At 71.7% G+C, this 18,947-nt stretch carries 16 protein-coding genes; 4 read left to right on the forward strand and 12 right to left on the reverse strand.

All coding sequences use genetic code 11. The features are described 5' to 3' along the window. Position 1 precedes the first annotated feature (1 nt). Positions 2 to 1,843 (forward strand): hypothetical protein, encoded by a 1,842-nt coding sequence (locus FHG54_RS14960; RefSeq protein WP_139417976.1) that lies wholly within the window; start codon positions 2 to 4, stop codon positions 1,841 to 1,843. Here the strand turns inward: FHG54_RS14960 and FHG54_RS14965 are convergent. After that, entirely contained in the window at positions 1,833 to 2,714 is an 882-nt protein-coding gene (locus tag FHG54_RS14965) for a sigma-70 family RNA polymerase sigma factor (protein ID WP_139417977.1), read from the reverse strand. The two genes, FHG54_RS14960 and FHG54_RS14965, sit on opposite strands and share 11 nt — an antisense overlap. A gap of 95 nt (positions 2,715 to 2,809) precedes the next feature. On the opposite strand from FHG54_RS14965, the gene FHG54_RS14970 reads away from it, so the two are divergent. After that, entirely contained in the window at positions 2,810 to 3,571 is a 762-nt protein-coding gene (locus tag FHG54_RS14970; RefSeq protein WP_233437795.1) for an SDR family oxidoreductase, read from the forward strand. Positions 3,572 to 3,585: 14 nt separating this feature from the next. Here FHG54_RS14970 and FHG54_RS14975 read toward each other — a convergent pair whose 3' ends face one another. From FHG54_RS14975 to FHG54_RS14985, 3 genes are read right to left on the reverse strand one after another with little or no spacing between them, the layout of a single operon-like run. Continuing rightward, positions 3,586 to 4,935: a class I SAM-dependent methyltransferase gene (locus FHG54_RS14975; protein WP_139417979.1), complete on the reverse strand. Its 1,350-nt coding sequence runs from the start codon at positions 4,933 to 4,935 to the stop codon at positions 3,586 to 3,588. Next, a complete protein-coding gene (locus FHG54_RS14980) occupies positions 4,932 to 6,320 on the reverse strand; it encodes an FAD-binding oxidoreductase (RefSeq protein ID WP_139417980.1) in 1,389 nt (462 codons plus the stop codon). Before FHG54_RS14980 ends, FHG54_RS14975 begins: the two co-directional genes overlap by 4 nt. 9 nt (positions 6,321 to 6,329) lie before the next feature. Next, positions 6,330 to 7,274, reverse strand: a complete 945-nt coding sequence (locus FHG54_RS14985) for an oxygenase MpaB family protein (RefSeq protein ID WP_139417981.1) — start codon at positions 7,272 to 7,274, stop codon at positions 6,330 to 6,332. A gap of 96 nt (positions 7,275 to 7,370) precedes the next feature. Between FHG54_RS14985 and FHG54_RS14990 the strand changes: the two genes are divergently transcribed. Then, the gene (locus tag FHG54_RS14990; protein WP_139417982.1) at positions 7,371 to 8,039 is read left to right on the forward strand and encodes a YdeI/OmpD-associated family protein; all 669 of its coding nucleotides are present in this window, start codon (positions 7,371 to 7,373) and stop codon (positions 8,037 to 8,039) included. Between the two features lie 51 nt (positions 8,040 to 8,090). Here FHG54_RS14990 and FHG54_RS14995 read toward each other — a convergent pair whose 3' ends face one another. Genes FHG54_RS14995 through FHG54_RS15010 form a run of 4 tightly spaced genes read right to left on the reverse strand, consistent with a single transcriptional unit; the run spans position 8,091 to position 13,579 of the window. Next, positions 8,091 to 8,723, reverse strand: coding sequence for a TetR/AcrR family transcriptional regulator (locus FHG54_RS14995; protein ID WP_210415438.1), 633 nt, complete (start codon positions 8,721 to 8,723; stop codon positions 8,091 to 8,093). Then, positions 8,720 to 11,305 carry a PEP/pyruvate-binding domain-containing protein gene (locus tag FHG54_RS17010; RefSeq protein ID WP_276528341.1) on the reverse strand — a complete coding sequence of 862 codons (2,586 nt, stop codon included), beginning with the start codon at positions 11,303 to 11,305 and terminating at the stop codon, positions 8,720 to 8,722. Before FHG54_RS17010 ends, FHG54_RS14995 begins: the two co-directional genes overlap by 4 nt. Next, positions 11,302 to 12,732 (reverse strand): MFS transporter, encoded by a 1,431-nt coding sequence (locus FHG54_RS15005; RefSeq protein WP_139417983.1) that lies wholly within the window; start codon positions 12,730 to 12,732, stop codon positions 11,302 to 11,304. Before FHG54_RS15005 ends, FHG54_RS17010 begins: the two co-directional genes overlap by 4 nt. Positions 12,733 to 12,787: 55 nt before the next feature. Then, positions 12,788 to 13,579: an alpha/beta fold hydrolase gene (locus tag FHG54_RS15010; RefSeq protein WP_139417984.1), complete on the reverse strand. Its 792-nt coding sequence runs from the start codon at positions 13,577 to 13,579 to the stop codon at positions 12,788 to 12,790. Between the two features lie 68 nt (positions 13,580 to 13,647). On the opposite strand from FHG54_RS15010, the gene FHG54_RS15015 reads away from it, so the two are divergent. Continuing rightward, entirely contained in the window at positions 13,648 to 14,787 is a 1,140-nt protein-coding gene (locus FHG54_RS15015) for an acyl-CoA dehydrogenase family protein (protein ID WP_139417985.1), read from the forward strand. A gap of 52 nt (positions 14,788 to 14,839) precedes the next feature. Here FHG54_RS15015 and FHG54_RS15020 read toward each other — a convergent pair whose 3' ends face one another. The 4 genes from FHG54_RS15020 to FHG54_RS15035 all read right to left on the reverse strand — a co-directional run bounded on the left by FHG54_RS15020 (position 14,840) and on the right by FHG54_RS15035 (position 18,840). Beyond that, positions 14,840 to 15,430, reverse strand: a complete 591-nt coding sequence (locus tag FHG54_RS15020; RefSeq protein WP_139417986.1) for a TetR/AcrR family transcriptional regulator — start codon at positions 15,428 to 15,430, stop codon at positions 14,840 to 14,842. Between the two features lies 1 nt (position 15,431). Beyond that, positions 15,432 to 16,448: a cytochrome b/b6 domain-containing protein gene (locus FHG54_RS16540; RefSeq protein ID WP_233437796.1), complete on the reverse strand. Its 1,017-nt coding sequence runs from the start codon at positions 16,446 to 16,448 to the stop codon at positions 15,432 to 15,434. Positions 16,449 to 17,071: 623 nt separating this feature from the next. Further along, the gene (locus FHG54_RS15030; protein ID WP_139417987.1) at positions 17,072 to 18,052 is read right to left on the reverse strand and encodes an electron transfer flavoprotein subunit alpha/FixB family protein; all 981 of its coding nucleotides are present in this window, start codon (positions 18,050 to 18,052) and stop codon (positions 17,072 to 17,074) included. Positions 18,053 to 18,063: 11 nt separating this feature from the next. Further along, positions 18,064 to 18,840 carry an electron transfer flavoprotein subunit beta/FixA family protein gene (locus FHG54_RS15035; RefSeq protein ID WP_139417988.1) on the reverse strand — a complete coding sequence of 259 codons (777 nt, stop codon included), beginning with the start codon at positions 18,838 to 18,840 and terminating at the stop codon, positions 18,064 to 18,066. Positions 18,841 to 18,947 lie beyond the last annotated feature (107 nt).

An 18,947-nucleotide genomic window follows, 5' to 3' on the forward strand; every position in this document is an offset into this window, starting at 1 on the left:
GATGACCGGGCCGTTCTCGGCGGGCGCCGGCTCCGAGCGTCTGGGCATCGTCGCGATCGTCGGCATGCTGGCCGTGCCGCTCCTCACCGGGGGCGTGCTCACCTGGGCGCTCGCGACCCCGACGGCCCACCTCGACCGGGTCACGGCCGCGATCGTGAACGACGACGAGCCGGTGACGGTCGACGGCAGCACCGTGCCCCTCGGTCGCCAGCTCGCCGCGGGGCTGATGGGCGGGGGCACACCAGACGGCGACACCCCGGAGCATGACCCCCAGAACTTCACGTGGGTGCTGACGAACGACGATGAGGCGACCGCAGGCCTGCGCAACGGCCGCTACGTCGCGGTCGTGACGATTCCCGCGTCGTTCTCGGCATCGGCGACCTCCATGGGCGGCCCCGCGGCGAGCGCGGTGCACGCCGAGATCGAGGTGACGACGACCCCGGCGTCTGCTGCGCTCGACCCCGCACTGACCGAGGCCGTGACGTCGACCGCGGTCGCCTCGATGAACGCACAGCTCATCTCGCAGTACCTCGGCAACGTGTACGAGGGCTTCAATACGATCGAGCAGCAGATCAGCGACGCGGCATCCGGGGCCTCGAGCCTCGCGGCCGGCGCGGTTTCACTCGCCGACGGCGCGGCGACACTGGCGAGCGGCGCTGCACAACTGGCCGCCGGTCTCGGCGCGCTCGACACCGGCAGCGATTCCCTCGCGGCGGGCCTCGCCGAGCTCGATGCGGCAGCACAGGGGCTTCCCGAAGCAGCGGCCCTGCTCGCCGAGGGCGCCGCCGAGGTCTCGTCGGCACTCGACACGGTCGCGTCGAAGCTCGACGGCGCGACGACCGAGTTCTCGGCGGTCGTCGCCGAGATCTGCGCGCTGCCGGGCCCCGGCACCGTGTGCGGGCGGGCGACGGGAGCACTCGGCACCCTCCAGACCGCGAATCGGGATGTCGCGACGCTCGCGAGCGGCGCCGACCAGGTCGCAGCGGGCGCGGAAGAACTCGCCGCCGGCATGACCGCGCTCGTCGGAGGGCTCGACGCCTCTGCCGAGGGTGCCGACGAGGTCGCGGCGGGGGCCGACGCATCGAATGCCGGTGCCGCGTCGCTCGCCACGGGCGCCGCGAGCCTCGTGACGGGCGCCGATCAGGTCGAGACCGGTGCCGCCCAACTCGCCGACGGGCTCGAGCAGGCGGCCGAGCAACTGCCGAGCTACTCGGACTCCGACATCGAGATCCTGTCGTCGGTCGTGTCGCAACCCGTGAACGTGACGCAGTTCTCGCCGGCCGCCGGCTGGCAGACCGTGCCGCTCTACGCCGTCGTGGCGCTCTGGGTCGGCGGGATCGTTCTCGCCCTCGCCCGGCAGGCGGTGCCGCTACGCCGCTTGCTGACGGCGACGTCGTCGGGGCGCATCGCGCTGCAGGCGATGCTGCCGGGTGTCGCGATCGGCGCCGTGCAGGGGCTCGTCGTCGGCGTCGCGTTCCTCGTCGCCGTCGCCGTCGACCCGGCGCAAGGGCTCGGCTTCACCGCAGCGGCCGTCGCGGTCGGCGCCGTGTTCGCCGCGGTGAACCAGGGGCTTGCGGCATCGTTCGGAGCGGTCGGCCGACTCGCGGCGGCATTCGTGGGGGCGATCGCACTCGCGGCCGGGTTGTCGTCGACCGTGCCGCCAGCCGTCGACTCGCTCGCCGCAGCGTTCCCGACCACGCCTGGGCTCGAACTCCTGCTCGCCACGCTCACCGCGGGCACGGTGTGGGCGGCGCTCACGGGCCTCGTGCTCTTCGCGCTGCTCGGCGTCGCCCTCGTGTTCGCCGGAGTCGCGGCTCGCCGCACGGTTCGCGTCAGTCGCTGACGTCGCCGACGATGCGGTCGGCGCCGATCGAGGCGAGGCGCTCCGGATCCGCGAGCACGTCGAGCGACACGATGCGGTCGCCGTCGAGCTCGAACGCCATGATCGAGACGACCCGCCCGTGCACCATCGCGGCGACGCCCGGCCGGCCGCCGATCAGCACGGGTGTCGAGTGCCCGGCCAGACGCCCGGAGAGCACGGCCTGCTCGGCGATCGCCCGCGATCCCTCGACGAGCTGGGTCGACGTGCCGTAGTCGGCGCGCAGCACCGCGCCGTCGTCGAGGAGCCCGAGCAGCGCGTCGAGGTCGCCGTGCTGTGCTGCGGCGAGCCAGGCATCGACGATCCGCCGGCCGCGCTCCCGGGCCGGCCGCACCGGCTCCTCGGCGCCGCGCACTCGCCGGCGCGCCCGCGACGCGAGCTGCCGTGCCGCCTCGGGCGAACGGTCGAGGGCGACCGCGACCTCGTCGAACGACCGACCGAAGACATCGTGCAGCACGAGCGCGATCCGCTCGGCCGGGCTGAGCGTCTCGAGCAGCACGAGCAGTGCGGTGCTGATGCGATCGCTCTGCACAACGAGCTCCGCCGGATCGGCGTCGTCCGCGACCGGCTCGTCGCGCCAGGGCGCGACCTGCCACGAATGCTCCCGCGTCCTCCGGGGCGCACGCAGCACGTCGAGGCAGACCCGGGAGACGACGGTCGTCAACCACGCCTCGAGATTGTCGATGCCCGCGGCGTCGACCCGCTCGAGCCGAAGCCAGGTCTCCTGCACCGCGTCGTCGGCGTCTGCGGGCGAACCGAGCAATTGCGTGGCGACCGCACGCAGCCGCGGCCGCTCGGTCTCGAATCGCCGGGCGAGCATTCGTCGGTCGGTCATGTCACATCTCCTCGGGTTCGTTCGTCGGTATGTCGACGAGGGAACACCCTCGGATGTGACACGAGAGGAACTCGACCATGGCTACACCTCTACTCGTGACCGGTGGAACCGGCAACCTCGGCAGCCGCGTGGTGCCGATCCTGCGTGACTCCGGCCGCGAACTCAGGATCCTGTCCCGGCATCCGCGTGCGAGCGAACCGGGCATCGGGCATGTCTCGGGCGACACCGTCGCCGGCGAGGGGCTCGCCGCAGCGCTCGACGGCGTCGACGTCGTGCTGCACCTCGCGGGCGGAGCGAAGGGCGACGATGTCGCGGCGCGAAACCTCGCCGCCGCCGCGCGCGACGCCGGGGTGAGGCACCTCGTGCTCATCTCGGTCATCGGTGCCGACCGCATGCCCATCGGCTACTTCCGGGCGAAGGCGGCGGCAGAGCGAGCGATCGCCGGCTCGGGCGTGGCCTGGTCGGTGCTGCGTGCCGCTCAACTGCACGACTTCGTGCTCCCGGTCGCACGAGGTCTGGCACGGATGCCCATCACACCGCTGCCCGGCGGCCTTCGCTTCGAGCCGGTCCACGGCGACGAGGTGGCCGCACGACTGGCCGAACTCGCGCTCGGCGAGCCCGCCGGCCGGGTCGCCGACCTGGCAGGGCCGGAAGTACTCGATGTTCGCCGGCTCGTCGCGACGTTCCGCGAGGCGATGGGCGCGCGGCCGCGGCGCGGCCTGCCGATCCGCCTGCCCGGCGCCGTCGGACGCGCCTACCGCGCGGGAGACAATCTCGCGTCTGCGGGAGCGGAACGCGGTGCACGCACCTGGCGGAGCTTCGTGGCCGAGCGCGAGACCGCGGCCGCCCGGCCGTGAGGCGAGCACCCGCCTCAGGGTGTCCACCACGGCCGCAGCGGCATCCCGTCCGTGCCGCCGCGCTCGTCGGGCCGCACGGCGAGCACCTGGTGCAGCTGGATGCCGCCCGTCTCGAAGGCGAGCCGCGAGCCGGCCATGTACAGCCCCCACACCTTCGCGGTCGGCAGCCCGACCTCGGCGACCGCGTCATCCCAGTGCTCCACGAGGTTCGCACACCAGTCGCGCAGCGTCATCGCGTAGTGCAGCCGAAGATTCTCCTCGTGCACGACCTCGAGACCGACGTCTTGCGCCTCGGTGATGATGCGGCCCGACCCCGTGAGCTCGCCGTCGGGAAAGACGTAGCGGTCGATGAACCCCTTCGCCGCGGGCTCCGAGCGGTTGTCGGGGCGCGTGATGCAGTGGTTGAGCAGCAGCCCGCCCGTGCGCAGTCGCGACTGCAGGAAGGTGAAGTACGAGGAGTAGTTGCGCACCCCGATGTGCTCGAGCAGGCCGATCGATGACACGGCGTCGAACCCGGTCTCCGGGATGTCGCGGTAGTCGCCGAACCGCACCTCGGCCAGTTCCGAGAGGCCCTCGGCCTCGATCGCCTGCTTCGCCCAGACGGTCTGCTCCTCAGACAGGGTGACCCCGAGCGCCCGGATGCCGCGGCGTGCCGCATAGCGCACCATGCCGCCCCACCCGCAGCCGACGTCGAGGAGCCGGTCGCCGGGCGAGAGGCGCAGCTTCTCGAACACGAGCCGGTACTTGTTCTCCTGAGCTTCGTCGAGTGATGCGTCAGCGCCCGGGTAGCACGCGCAGGTGTACGTCATCGAGGGGCCGAGCACCCACTCGTAGAAGGTGTTCGAGACGTCGTAGTGGTGGTGGATCGCCTCGGCGTCGCGGTGCTTGCTGTGCCGCAGTCCCTCGGCGATGCGACGCCAGCGCGGCGGCGCCTCCTCTGGCGGCGGCGCGATCGGACGCAGGTGCTCGAGGCCGATCGAACGGATGACGTGGGCCATCGTGCGCGGCGGCGGCAGCTTGAAGACCAATTCGTCGGCGAGCGCCTTCAACAGCTCGAAGGGGTCGCCGGGGTGCACGCCGTGGATGTCGAGGTCGCCGGCGATGTACGCGCGCGCGAGCCCGAGGTCGCCGCGCCCCGTGGCGAGGTAGGTCGTGCCCCGCGGGCTCGTGAGCTCGATCCCGAGCGCGGCATCGGCCGGCCCGGCCGAGCTGCCGTCGTAGGCGGTGAAGCGCAGCGGCAGCCGGCCCCCGGCGAAGATCTCGAGGATCTGCGCGAGGGTCAGCTTGCCCGGGGCATCCGTCGCCGCATCGTGCGCTGGAGTCTCCGCCGTCGTGTTCGCTGCGGCGCCCTTGGTCGTCGTCATCGTCGTTGCACCGCTTTCTCGTAGAGGTCGAGGAGTCGGGAGTCGGGGTCGTACCGCGCCTTGGCCGCCCGGTAGGCGCCGCCGCCGTAGAGGTCGTCGAACTCGTCGCGGGAGTAGAACGCGTCGGAGTAGAGCGACTTGTGGCCGTCGAGTCCCGCGACCTCGCGCTCGATGCGACGATTCGTCTCGCCCTCGACGGCCCCGACCGGCACCGTCGACCAGAAGCCGACGTTGACGTAGCTGCGGTGCGGCTCCATCGGGTAGAGCGGCCAGGCGTCGTCACCGCGCAGCCGCAGCGGGCACAGCCAGATCGGTTCGATCGGCACGTTCGCGAGAAACCAGTCGAGGAACTCGGCGCATCGCTCGATCGGCACCTCGACGTCTTGGATCACGCGTTCGCGGGGCGGCAGGCCCTTCAGCCGCTCGATGCGATTGCCGAGGTCGTAGCGTCGTTCGACCCGCATGAGCGAGGCGTACGACCGGCTGCGCCTGAGCCGGCGAGGCCAGAACCGGCGAACGAGCGGATGCTGCGCGCCGAACGCCTCTGAGCACCAGAACCAGTCGGTGTCCCAGCGCCAGAGGTAGTCGAGCGTCGTGAGGCGATCGTGCACCGCGCCGTCGTCGTGCTGCATCGAGCGGTAGAAGATGCGCTGGCGGGTGTAGTCGCTGACCGGTCCGGATGCCGCGGTGCGCCGGCCGAGGCAGAGGTACGCCTCATCGGCGCTGAAGACGACCCCGTCGAGGTATTCGACGGCGACCCCGTCGAGCGCGGCCGACCCGACGATCTCCGCCATCGCGGCCACGAGATCGTCGAGCCGGTGGAATCGCAGGTGCGTGAGCTCGACGAACGGCAGCACGGGTTCGAGCTCGATGCGCAGCCGCACCGCGTAGCCGAGCGTGCCGTACGAGTTCGGGAACGCGCGGAACAGCTCGGCGTGCTCGCCCGTGTCGCCGCGCGACACGGTGACGAGCTCCCCCGCACCGGTGAGGATGTCCATCTCGAGCACCGACTCGTGCGGAAGCCCGTTTCGGAACGACGTCGACTCGATGCCGAGACCCGTGACGGCACCGCCGAGGGTGATGGTCTTCAGCTGCGGCACGACGAGCGGCGCGAGCCCGAACGGCAGGGTCGCGGCCACGAGGTCTTCGTAGGTGCACATGCCCGCGACGTCGGCGGTGCGCGCATCGACGTCGACGCCGATCACCTGGGTCAGGCCCGAGGTGTCGAGCCCCGGGGCATCCGTCGCGGCCCTCGACCGGAAGAGGTTCGAGGTGCGTTTCGCGAGCCGCACCGGCGAGCCCGGCGGCACCGCCCAGTAGCTCGCGAGCAGGCGCTCCACGCCGGCGGCGTGGGTGGTGCGTGCATCGGTCGCGAAAGCGGACACGTCTCCACGCTAGTCCGGCGCGGGCCCGGTCGCACGGCTCCCTTCGGGGGTCGCGGATGTCCCGAGCCGCGAGACCCGAGCCCGAGCGTTGCGCTCGCTCGGCGAGACGCCGCCGAGCACGCGCCTCGCGACGGAGAGCAGCGCGCGCGTGAGCGTGATCGCCGGCCACCACGGCCGCCGCAGGCCGAGCAGACCTCGGTAGCGGGGGTCGAGTGACGCCACGGCACCGGCGAAGAGGATCGGGTACATCCGGCCCGTGAGACCCGGCAGGCCCGGCCGCCGTAGGAAATGCACGGCCTCGGCGACGCGTTCGTCGTACCTGGCGTCGGCGAGGAAGGCCGTCATCTCGCCGCGCAGCGCATCGACCGTCGCCGGCGGATTCTGCACGCCCATCAGCCGGCCGGCCTGCGCCCATTGGCGCACATAGGCGTCGGGGCCGCCCGGAATCGGCCCGCCCCAGATCTCGTGCGCCCCGAGGAACGCCTCGGTGAACGCATCGTGCACCCAGCGCAGCAGCTCCTCGTCGTTCGCCGAGTAGCGGCGCTCGACTCCCGTCGCGTCGACGTAACTGCCCGTCACGTGCTCATGCAGTCGTGACACGAAAGCGGATGCCGCGGTGGCGCTGCGCCGGTCGCCGAACGTCGTCACGGCGACCCAGCGCACCGTGCCGTCGAGTCGCGCGAGCGGATCGTCGCGATACCGCGACCAGTCGTACACCCCGGCCATGGCCCCCGGATGCAACGTCTGCAGCAGCAACGCCCGAATGCCCGCGACGAGGGTGGGAAGCGCGCCGTTGACGGCCCAGACCGCGCTGCCCGGTCCGAAGAATCCGGCGTCGTCTCCCTCGGCGAGCGCGTCGGTCCACGCCGGCGGCGCAGCTCGCCGCCGTCGCAGCGGATGCCAGCGCGCAGCGCCCACCGACGACCCGGTGGTGCGCCCTGCCGCTTCGCCCATACTCGACGGTAGCCCCGATGGACAGGTCGGCACCTGCGCATCGGCTGCGAACGCGCGGGCGTGGTCAATGACGGTGCCTGCTGGCAGACTCGTGCCATGATCATCGAGATCGGCTCGCCCGGCGGCACGCCAGAGCGCCCGGCAGTCTTCTTCGCGTCGCCCGACGAGTTCCGCGCATGGCTCGAGGCGAACCACGACACGGCCACCGAGCTCTGGATGGGCCTGTACAAGAAGCACGTGCCCGAGCGCGGGCTGACGTGGGAGCAGGCGGTGCCCGAAGCGCTGTGCTTCGGCTGGATCGATTCCGTGGCGCAGCGCATCGACGATGATGCCCGGCGCCAGCGGTGGACCCCGCGGAAGGCCTCGAGCAACTGGTCGAGCGTCAACATCGCGCTCGTCGAGCAGCTCACCGCGGCCGGGCGCATGCACGAGGCGGGCATCGCCGCGTTCGAACGCCGGCGCGACGACCGATCGGGCGTGTACTCCCACGAGAATCCCGAGCGAGAGCTGCCCCCCGAGTCGGCGGCGCGGCTCGCGGCCAGCCCCGCGGCATCCGCGTTCTGGCAGGCCGCGACCCCGACCTATCGACGGCAGGTGACGCACTGGGCGCTCTCGGCGAAGCAGGAGGCGACCCGCGAGCGGCGGCTGGGGCAACTCATCGACGACAGCGCTGCCGGTCGGCTCGTGTCGTTCCAGCGGTACGGCGAGGTTCCGAAGTGGGCGGAGCGGGCTGCTGCGGCGGCGGCGGCCGCGGCAGGCGACTGACGGGCGCGACTGACGGCCGGCGGCCGCTCAGACAGAAGGCTCCCCAGATCTTCACGGGTGCGTCAGGAGCGGAACCACGACGTCATCGACGAGCGAGGTGACGAACTCGGGCGTGACGGCACCGTTCAACAGGAACTCGTGGCGCAGCAGGTTGTGGCCCGTCTCGAGTCGGCGTTCGGGCACCGCTGCACGCTCGAGTTCGCCGCGAGCGACTGCGCGATCGACGATCGAACGCATCGCCTGGATGCCGCGGCCCTGACTCCGCGCACGGAACCGCTCGGCGATGTCGGCATCGCGGAGGGTCTCGCTGATGAGCCCCTTGAGCGCATGGCCGGACGGGCCCGTGAGTGTTCGGGCGACGAGGTCGAAGAGTGCGAGCAGATCGCCGCGGAGTGTGCCGGTGTCGCGCAGTTCCGCGGGAATCGGGAGGGTCGTGTAGACCGCGTCGACGACGAGTTCCGGCTTGCCGGGCCAGCGGCGGTAGAGGGAGGCCTTGCTGACCCGCGCCCGCGCCGCGACGCCGTCGAGCGTGAGCCGGTCGTAGCCGGATTCGGCGAGTTCGTCCATCACGGCCTCGACGATCGCGGCGCGCAGCGCGTCGCCGCGACGGCGGGGCCCCGAGCGGTGGTCGGGGGCGGGAACCCGGTCGAGCGTGCGCTCGGGCGTGCGCTCGTCGTCGTTCACGAGGCGTGCTCGATGCTGACGAGGCCGGTACCGCCGTCGACCGTGACGATCTGGCCGTCTCGCAGTGCCGAAGTGCCGCCGCCCGTGCCCATGACGGTCGGCAGGCCGTACTCGCGGGCGACGATCGCTGCGTGCGAGGCGAGTCCGCCGGTGTCGACGACGACGCCGGCCGCGAGCTGGAACAGGGGCGTCCAGCTCGGGTTCGTATAGGGGCAGACGAGGATGTCGCCGGGTTGCAGCCTGGCGAAGTCTGCGGCTTCCCGGATGATTCGGGCCGGCCCGGTCGACCGGCCGCCGCCGGCCGGGGTGCCGCTCACCACGACGTCATCACCGGATCGTGCGGCGCGGAGCGTGAGCGGCGAGACGAGCGGGGCTCCCGCGTATCGGCCGCGGCGGCGAGCGCGTTGCTCGACCGCCTCGCGGAGCCGCGAGTGCTGACGTGCGGAGACGGCGGCGGGGTCGTCGATGGCGAGCAGCTCCTCGTATCGCAGGTGGAAGACCTCCTGCGGCTCCGCGAGGACGCCCGCCGACACGAGCCGGGCGCCCGCCTCGAGCAGTGCGTGCCGCAGGGGCGGCATCGGCCGCATGGCGTGGAAGTGGGAGTCTTCGCGGAACGCGATGCCGGAGCGAGCATGGGCCGCGACCGCGAGGATCTTGTCGCCGAGACGGAGGAACCGAACGCGGCGACGACCGCGGATGCGGCGCTCGGCGGCGGTCGCCCCTCCGTCACCGGGGTGAACGCCGGTGCCGGCGTCGGGTTCGGCTCCGCCGGGAGCCGGTTCGGCAGTCCGCACGAGCAGCGCCCGGACGGCACCGAAGAGCATGGCGGGATCATCGCCCCACGTCGGCTCCGAGGCGAGGAAGGCGCTCGTGGTCTCCCGGTGGCCGTACTCGTTCGTGAAGTCGGCGATGCGGGCGCGCAGGTCGTCGAGCTCGTGCGATGCGGCGAGCTTCGCCTCGAGCTCGGCATCGGTCGACGATTCGAACGCCTCCCGCCACGCGGCATCCGCTGCCACTGCTGCCGCGAGTGCGGAGAGGGCGGCGTTCGCGTCGCCGGTGCGGGTGCGGACCCCGCGCGTCAACGACGAGGCGTCGCGGCCGAGCCCGAGCACGCCGAGGAGCATGCGGAGCCGCAGCAGGTCGAAGCCCGCACGCGGGAGGTAGTCGATCCGCAGCGTGATGAGTCCGTCGAGGATGTCGAGGGCGCGGCGCGGCACCCTGACGAGCTCGGCCCACCCGAGCGTGCCGAGATCGATCGCGCGCAGCGCCTCGACCTCGCGGTCGAACTCGGCGAATCGGGGGTCCTCGTTCCATCGTTCGGTGCGGAAGCGCCGGATCCGAGGCGCCATGCGGAACGGCGTCGCGGGGGTGCGAAGGGATGGATGCGGGTCGGGCGGCACGAGGCGGTCGACGACGCCGTCGGCCTCGGGCAGCATGTCGGCGAGCGAGATTCGGATCGCGGGAATCTCGGCGAGCATGCGGGTGAGGATGCGTCCGTGTCCGTGCACGGTCCACGTGGTCATGTCGAGCGGTGTGGGGCGGATCGGCAGCAGTTCCGCGACGATGCCGGTCATCAGTCGCCGGATCGCGTTGACCCGCACCGGCTCGGGCGGCAGCGCCGTCAGCGAGCGCGCCTGCACGATCGAGATCTGCCCGTCGGCCGAGACCCACTCGATGTCCTGAGGCCCGCCGAAGTGCTCGGCGATGCGCGTGCCCACCGCTGCCATCGATCGCAGGGTGTCGTCGTCGAGGCGGTCGGGCGCGTCGGGATCGCCGGGCCCGCCGGGATCGCCGGGATCGCCGCCGGCGATCTCCCGCACGCCGCCGCCCGCGTCGGGAACGATGATCACCTCACGCCGACCGAGCCTCCGTTGGCGCACCCCTCCGTCGGCCCCGACGACGAAGTGGTCGGGAGTCACCCGGCCCGAGACGACCGCTTCGCCGAGGCCGGGGCTCGCGTCGATGATCGTCTCGTCTCGCGCACCGGTGACGGGGTTCGCGGTGAACATGACTCCCGCCGTGTCGGCGTCGACGAGCACTTGCACGACGACCGCGATGCTCACCTCGCGATGGTCGATGCCGGCGCGCGTGCGATAGGCCACGGCCCGCTGGGTCCAGAGCGATGCCCAGCACCGGCGCACCGCGTCGACCACCGCGTGCGCGCCGACGACGTTCAGGAACGTGTCCTGCTGCCCTGCGAATGTCGCTCCTGGCAGGTCTTCGGCGGTGGCGCTCGAGCGCACGGCCACGGCGAGCGCATCGTCGCCCGCGGCCCTGCCGAGCGCACGGTACGCCTCGATGATCGCGGCTTCGACCCCGGCGGGCACGGTCATCGCGCCGACGGCTGCGCGCACGCGATCGGCGTCGGCGTCGTTCATGGCCGCCGATGGCACCTCTTCGGCGAGCGCCGCATCTTCGAACGCCTGCCGGTATGCCCCGGTCGTCACGACGAACCCCGCCGGCACGCGGAATCCGCCCCGGAGCAGTTCGCCGAGGTTCGCGCCCTTGCCGCCTGCGACGTCGAGGTCGTCACGGCCGATGTCGTCGAGCCCCATGAGCGGATCTGTGCCGCGTGCGCTCACGTCGTCTCTCCCGATCGTTCGACCACTGCGGAATGGGGCGCCTCGACGGCGCCTGCCGAGGTGCGCAGCGGGCGCGCGGGCAGCAGGATCGTCAGCACGAACGCGACGACGAGCACGCCCGCCCCGTAACCGAGCACGGGCACGGCGGCGGCGAGGTACGCATCGGCCGGCACTCCGGCGGTCTGCAGGTTGATCAGCGCCCCGGTCACCGCGACGCCGACCGTCGCGCCGACCTGCCGCACGAACACCACGGTCGAGGTCGCGACCCCGAGGTTGTCGTGCGTCACTGCGTTCTGCGCGACGAGCAGCATCACCTGCATGACGAACCCGACGCCGGCCCCCATCACGAGGAGCACGAGCGCCGCCGCCCAGATCGGCGTATCGGTGCGAACCGCGCCGAGGAGCCCGAGGCCGATGGCGGACATCGCCGTGCCGACGATCGGGAACATCCGGTAGCGACCGGTGCGCGAGATGATGCGGCCCGACGCCGTCATCGTCACGATCACGCCGCCCATCGCGATCGTCACGGTGGATGCCGCCACCACTGGAGAGACGCCGAAGCCGAGTTGCACGACGGCCGGCAGGAAGCTGATCGTGCCGAACAGGGCGACGCCGATGAGGAAGCTCACCCCTACCGGCACGCTGAACGCCGCGTCACGGAACAGCCGGAGCGGGATCACGGGGTCGGCCGCGCGCACCGCGGTGACGACCCAGCAGACAGCGGTGATCGCGATCACCGCGAGGAGAGTCGCGGCGACCGGCCACCCCGCGCCCGTCGCGGCGAGGCTCGCCGTCGCGACGACGCCGGCGATGAGCACGGCGATCGAGGCCGCCCCGAGCACGTCGAACGGTCGCCGAACACGCGGCATGGGCAGGCTGATCGTTCGCAGGGTCAGCACGTAGGCGAGCACCGCGAGCGGCAGGTACCCGATGAAGATCCAGCGCCACCCCACCGTCTGGATCACGAGGCCGCCGACCACGGGCCCGCCGACGGCTGCGATGACATAGACCATGCCGATCCAGCCGAGGTAGCGGCCGCGCTCGCGCGGGCTCACGATCTCGCCGATGACCGCCTGCGCGCCGAGCATCAGGCCGCCGCCGCCGAACCCCTGCACGATGCGGGCCCCGATGAAGACGGGCAGGCTCCCGGCCAGGGCGGCCGCGAGTGCGCCGGCCGTGAAGAGGCCGATCGCGATGAGCAGCAGCGGGCGGCGGCCGAAGCGGTCGCCGAGCTTGCCGTACGCCGGCATCGATGCGGTCGCCGCGCCGAGATAGGCCACGACGATGAGCGGCATCACCTCGAGACCGCCGAACTCCCCGGCGATGTGCGGCAGGGCCGGCGCCGACGCCGTCTGGTCGATCGCCCCGAGCAGCATCACGATCATGAGGCAGACGAGCACGGGCCACAATCGCCGCGGCGTCGTCATCGCGCCTCCCAGATTAGAGTACGGAACGTACTCTACGCTCCCGCGCGCCGAACTGCTACGCGAAGAAGTCGAGCGCCGCCTGCCGGAACACCCGCGAGCCCGGGGCATTGAAGTGATGGCGCCCCGGAATCTCGAAGAATTCGCCGCTCGGCGTGGCCTCCGCCAGGAGCTTCGACTGCGGGAGGATCGCATCCTCACCGCCCGTGGCGAAGAGGATCGGCTGCAACGGCGGGTCGGCGGCATCGGGATCTGCGTCACCCAGCCGCATTCCCTCGGCGAGCGCCACGAGGGCGCGCAGGTCATTGCCGGCGACCCGTTCGGCGAGCATCACGTAGCTGCGGGTCACCCGATCTTCGACGGGGGTGCCGTGCTCCGCATACGCGCGCGCCTGCTCGATCTCCATGCGCTCGAGCGGTTGCCCGTCGGGGATGCCGCCGAGCACGGCGCGCTCGACACGGCCCGGCAACTGCACCGCGGCCTGCCAGCCGACTCGCGCGCCGAGCGAGTACCCGGCGTAGAAGACGGTGTCGAGCAGGTAGGTGTCGAGCACGGTGGTGATGTCGCCCACGAAGGCCTGCATGGCATAGCCGGATGCCTCGTGCGGCTTGTCGCTCGCTCCGTGGCCGCGCTGGTCGATGCCGAGCACCCGATAGCCCGCACGGGTGAGTGTGCGCACCCAGCCCGTGTTCACCCAGTTGTCGCGGCAGCTCGAGGCGAAGCCGTGCACGCAGAGCACCGTTGGGGCGCCCTCCTCGCCCCAGAGGTAGCTCGCGATGCGAAGCCCGTCGGTCGACATCACGTACTGCGGCTCGGGCATCTCGGTGAGGGCGCGGAGCGAGGCATCCATATCAACCATTCTGGCCCTTCGCGCGAGTAGGCTCGGCCTCACCGGCAGCGAGGAAGGGTCGAGGGGCGATGGGGACCGCACTCACCGATGACCAACTCGCGATCGTGGCCGCGGTGCGCGAGTTCACGGCCACCGAACTCGCTCCGTTCGCGGCCGAACGCGACCGGTCCAAGCACTTCCCCCTCGACGCGCTCGAGGAGGCCGGCCGGCTCGGCCTCGGCGGCATCTACGTGCGCGAAGACGTCGGCGGGTCGGATCTCGGCCGATTCACCGCTGCGCTGATCTTCGAGGAGCTCGCGCGGGGCGATACCGCGATCGCCGCCTACCTCTCGATCCACAACATGGTCGCGTGGATGATCGACCGATACGGCGACGACCGGCAGCGCGAGCACTGGCTGCCGGCGCTCACGACCCTCGTGAACCGGGGCAGCTACTGCCTCACCGAGCCGTCGGCGGGGTCGGATGCCGCGGCCATCACGACGCGCGCGCGGCGCGACGACGACGAGTACGTGCTGAACGGCGTGAAGCAGTTCATCTCGGGGGCTGGCGCAGCCGCCGTGTACCTCGTGTTCGCCCGCACCGGCGAGCCGGGGTCACGCGGAATCAGCGCGATCCTCGTGCCCGCCGCGGCATCCGGCCTCTCGTTCGGACCGAACGAGCGGAAGATGGGCTGGAATGCGCAGCCGACGCGGCAGGTCGTGCTCGAAGACGTGCGTGTTCCCGTCGGCAACCGGCTCGGCGCCGAGGGCGACGGCTTCTCGATCGCGATGTCCGGGCTCGACGGCGGCCGCGTGAACATCGCCGCATGCTCGCTCGGGGGCGCTCAGTGGGCGCTCGATCAGACGCTCGGCTACGTGCAGGAGCGGGAATCGTTCGGACACCCCCTCGGCGACCACCAGTCGGTCGTCTTCACCCTCGCCGACATGGCGACCGAACTGCACGCGGCACGGCTGCTCGTGCACGACGCCGCCGCCGCGATCGATTCCGGTGATCACGATGCGACGTCGAAGTGCGCGATGGCGAAGCGCTTCGCGACCGACGCCGCGTTCTCGGCCGCCAACAGCGCGTTGCAGTTGCACGGCGGCTACGGGTACCTATCGGAGTTCGGCATCGAGCGCGTCGTACGCGATCTGCGGGTGCACCAGATCCTCGAGGGCACCAACGAGATCATGCGCATGATCGTCGGCCGCCGGCTGCTCGGCCGGTGAAGCGGCCGGTAAAGCGGCCGATGACACGGTCGCAAGCGGGCTCGCGCCCGGCTCAGCCGTCGCCGGCCAGCAGCCCGTTGTGCAGCAGGTCGAGCGAGTTCGCGCTGATGCTCGCCGCCGTGTGACTGCCGCCGGGGCGGTACCAGTGCACCGTCGACCACACCGCATCGCGGATGAACCGGAACGCGAGGCGCGGATCGATGGTGCCCCGGAACACGCCGCTGGCCTGCCCCTCCACGATCTGTCCGAGCCAGATCTCCTCGATGCGCGCGGCCCCGTCGACGAGGAACTCGAACCCGGGCTGGGTCATGAGGAACCCGGTCTCGTTCTGGTAGATGCTCACCTCGGCGGGGCGCTCCTCGATCGTGCGATACGCGTGCTCGATGAGCTGGTCGAGGTGCTCGCGGGCACTGCCGTTGCTCGCGACGATGCGCTCGAACGCCGAGAGGGTGTCGTGCTGGAAGGTGCGCAGGATCTCCTGGAGCACCGCCTCCTTCGACGCGAAGTGGTGATAGAGGCTGCCCGAGAGGATGCCGGCCTCGTCGGCGATGTCGCGCACCGTCGTCGCCGAGTACCCCCGCGAGGCGATGAGCCGCGTCGCGATGGCGACGATCTGGTCGCGTCGTCCGGAGCCGTCGCCCACGTCAGCGCCCGCTGACCTTTCCGAACAGCCGGGCGATCGGCGCCAGCACGAGCGGGCGCGCCGCGACCCAGGCCGCCGCGATCACCACGAGCGAACCCGCGAAGATCCAGAATCCGGTCCAGTTCACGACGTCTTGACTGGCGTACATGTGGTTGAGGTTGCGCAGCGCCCCGGTCGCGAAGACGAGCCCGACGTGCACGATGATGAACAGCACGAAGTAGAGCATCACCGGGAAGTGCACCGCGCGGGCCCACTCCACCGGGTAGATGCGGTTCAGCACCTTCGCGTTCTTCGGCCAGAGGCCCGACATGCGCACACCGGTGATCACCGCGAGCGGCGCCGCGATGAAGACGGTGACGAAGTAGGCGATCTGCTGCAGGCTGTTGTAATTCACCCAGCCGTTCTCGGTCGGCCAGTCGAGCGAGATGTACTGCAGCAGCGCCGACAATGCGTTCGGGAAGACCTCCCAGCTCGTCGGCACGAGGCGCATCCACTGCCCGGTCACGAAGAGGAGCACGACGAACACCAGCCCGTTCACGAGCCACAGGATGTCGAGCGACTGGTGGAACCACAGCGGGAGGCTGATCTTGCGTTGCGGGTTCCAACGCGGTGACCAGAACGCCGTCGGTCGTTTCTGCGTGCGCACCTGCAGGCCCGAGCGGATGATGAGCACGATCAGGAACACGTTGAAGAAGTGCTGCCAGCCGATCCACGCGGGGATGCCGACGGGCGCCGACTCTGGCAGGTGGTACTCGCCCGGGTACGTCACGAGAAATTCCTGCATCGGCGGCAGGGCGAGCAGCCAGTTGACCCCGACGACGAGCCCCGTCGCGGCGAGCAGCAGCCCGAAGCCGCCGATGACGAGCGAGCCGGCCCATTGCGCACGGGAGAACGGGCCGTACAGTTTCGGCCACGGCTCGGCAGCAGGGTGAGCGGATGCCGCGGCGACCGCCGTCGAGCGACGGGGCTGCGCCATCGGGGTGCGCTGCGGCGCCATCGGGGTGCGCTGCGGCGCCATCGGGGTGCGCTGCGGCGCGCCGTCGGGGTGCGGTCCGGCACCGGCACCGGCGCGGACGCGGGAGCGGGAGCAGAGACGGGCGCGGGGCTCGGCTCGGGAGCGGCCGCAACAACGGGAGTCGCGACGCGCTCGGGCCTGGCGGGCGCGGAGCCCGCGGGCGGCCAGGGCTCGCCGTCGGCCGTGCGCGGCAGTCCGCGGCGCAGTGCCACGCCTCCGGCCGCTGCAACGACCCCCGACGTGACGGGCACGGCCGGCGCCGCTGCCGCGGGGACCGCAGACACGGGCTCAGCGTCCACGACCGTCGCTGCCGCGGCCGCCGGAACAGCCGGTGCCGCAGCGGCCGCGGATGCCGGCGGCCAGGGTTCTCCACCGGGCACGCGAGGCAGCCCGCGCCGCACCGCCCGAGCGGGTGCGGCAACGCTCACGGCGGCCGAAACGCCAGTCGGGGCATCCGCGTCGGTCGCTGCGGCCGCCGGCTCGGCAGCCACCGACTCGACGGCCGCATCGGCAACGCCCACAGCCGGCACGCCCTCGGCGATCTCGAACACCGGGGGCCAGGGATCTCCTCCGGCGACGCGGGGCAGGCCCTGCCGCGTCGTTCGCCCGTACGTCGCCATCGAGCGCTACGCCTTCCGCGCCTCGAGCGCGGCGATCAACTGCGGCACGACCGTGAACAGGTCGCCGACGATGCCGAAATCGGCGACCTCGAAGATCGGGGCGTCCGCGTCCTTGTTGATCGCGACGATCGTCTTGGCGGTCTGCATGCCCGCCTTGTGCTGGATCGCGCCCGAGATGCCGAGCGCGATGTAGAGCTGCGGCGAGACCGAGACGCCGGTCTGGCCGACCTGGTGCGACTGCGGAACATAACCGGCGTCGACCGCGGCACGCGATGCCCCGACTGCCGCGCCGAGCACATCGGCGAGCCGCTCGACGAGTTCGAACTGCGCCTCGGAGCCGAGGCCCCGCCCGCCCGAGACGACTTTCGCGGCGCCGCGGAGTTCGGGACGCGACGAGGTGGCGACCTCCTCTTCGAGGGCGCCGGCCACGGCCGCCTTCCGGCCGGATGCCGCCACCGCGAGCCGCTCGGTCGAGACGGGCTGCGCTTCGGCGCGGGCATCGATCGAGCCCTCGCGAACGGTGATCACGGGCGCGCCCCAGGTGACCGCGGAGTCGACGTTGTAGGCGCCGCCGTACACGGAGTGATGGGCGACGACGCCCTCGGCGTCGCGGGAGATTCCGACGGCGTCGACGGCGAGGCCCGAGCGTGAGCGCGCCGCGAAGCGAGCGGCGACCTCGCGCCCCTCGATCGAGTTCGACACGAGGATCGCGTCGGGTCGCACGAGGTCGGCGGCCGCGACGAGCGCATCGGCAGCGGGAACCGTGAGCGCTGTGCGGGCCTCGGGGTGTTCGGCGACGAGCACGTGGGTCGCGCCGAGCGCGGCGGCATCCGCTGCTGCCTGCTCGCCGTCGCCCGCGACGATCAGGGCGACCGGGGTGCCGGCGGCTGCGGCGGCACCGAGCAGCCCGGCGGCGCTCGCCGCGAGCGCGCCCGAGGGCACCACGTCGAGCAGCACGAGGATCGAGTCGGCGTTGTAGTCAGTCATCGTCGATTCCCTTACGCGAGCCGGTTCTGGACGAGGTACTCGGCGAGGCGCTCGCCGGCATCGCCCTCGTCGACGATCTTGGTGCCCGCAGCGCGCGGCGGCTTCTCGGCGAGCGAGATCACGATCGAGCGCGACGCGTCGGTGGTCTCGGCATCGATGCCGAGGTCGGCGAGCGAGAGCGTCTCGAACGGCTTCTTCTTCGCCGCCATGATGCCCTTGAAGTTCGGGAACCGGGCGTCGGGCAGGCGCTCGGTGATCGAGACCACCGCGGGCAGCGTCGCGGTGACCGCCATCGTGCCGTGGTCGCTCGCTCGCTCGCCGCGCACCTCGGCCTCGGTGATCTCGACCGTGTTCAGGCTCGTCGCGTTGGGCACATCGAGCATCTCTGCGAGCATCGCCGGAAGCACCCCGCCCGAGCCGTCGGTCGACTCGTTGCCCGCGATCACGAGGTCGAACTCGAGACGCTGCAGCGCGGCCGCGAGCACCTCGGCGGTGAGCCCGACGTCTGCGCCGAGGAGCGCCTCATCGGCGACCTGCACCGCGGCCGCAGCCCCCATCGCGAGCCCCTTGCGCACGGTCGCCGAGGCGGATTCGGGCGACATCGACAGCACGACGACCTCGGTGCCGGCGTGCGCGTCGGCGTACGAGAGCGCGACCTCGAGCGCGCGCTCGCTGATCTCGTCGAGCACGGTCTCGCTCGCCGCGCGATCGGCGATGCCGGTCTGCAGGTCGAGCTTGCGGTCTCCGTACGTGTCGGGGACCTCCTTGATCAGGACGACGATCTTCATTCCGCTCCTTCGACGAGTCGTTCCATCCTAACCAAGCACTTGTTTGCCTGCATAGCGTCCGGTTTTGTGGGGTGGCGCCAAACCAGCTCGCGCAACCGCCGGTCGCG

Origin of the sequence: Agromyces laixinhei (assembly GCF_006337065.1) — a bacterium.
Classification (GTDB): domain Bacteria; phylum Actinomycetota; class Actinomycetes; order Actinomycetales; family Microbacteriaceae; genus Agromyces; species Agromyces laixinhei.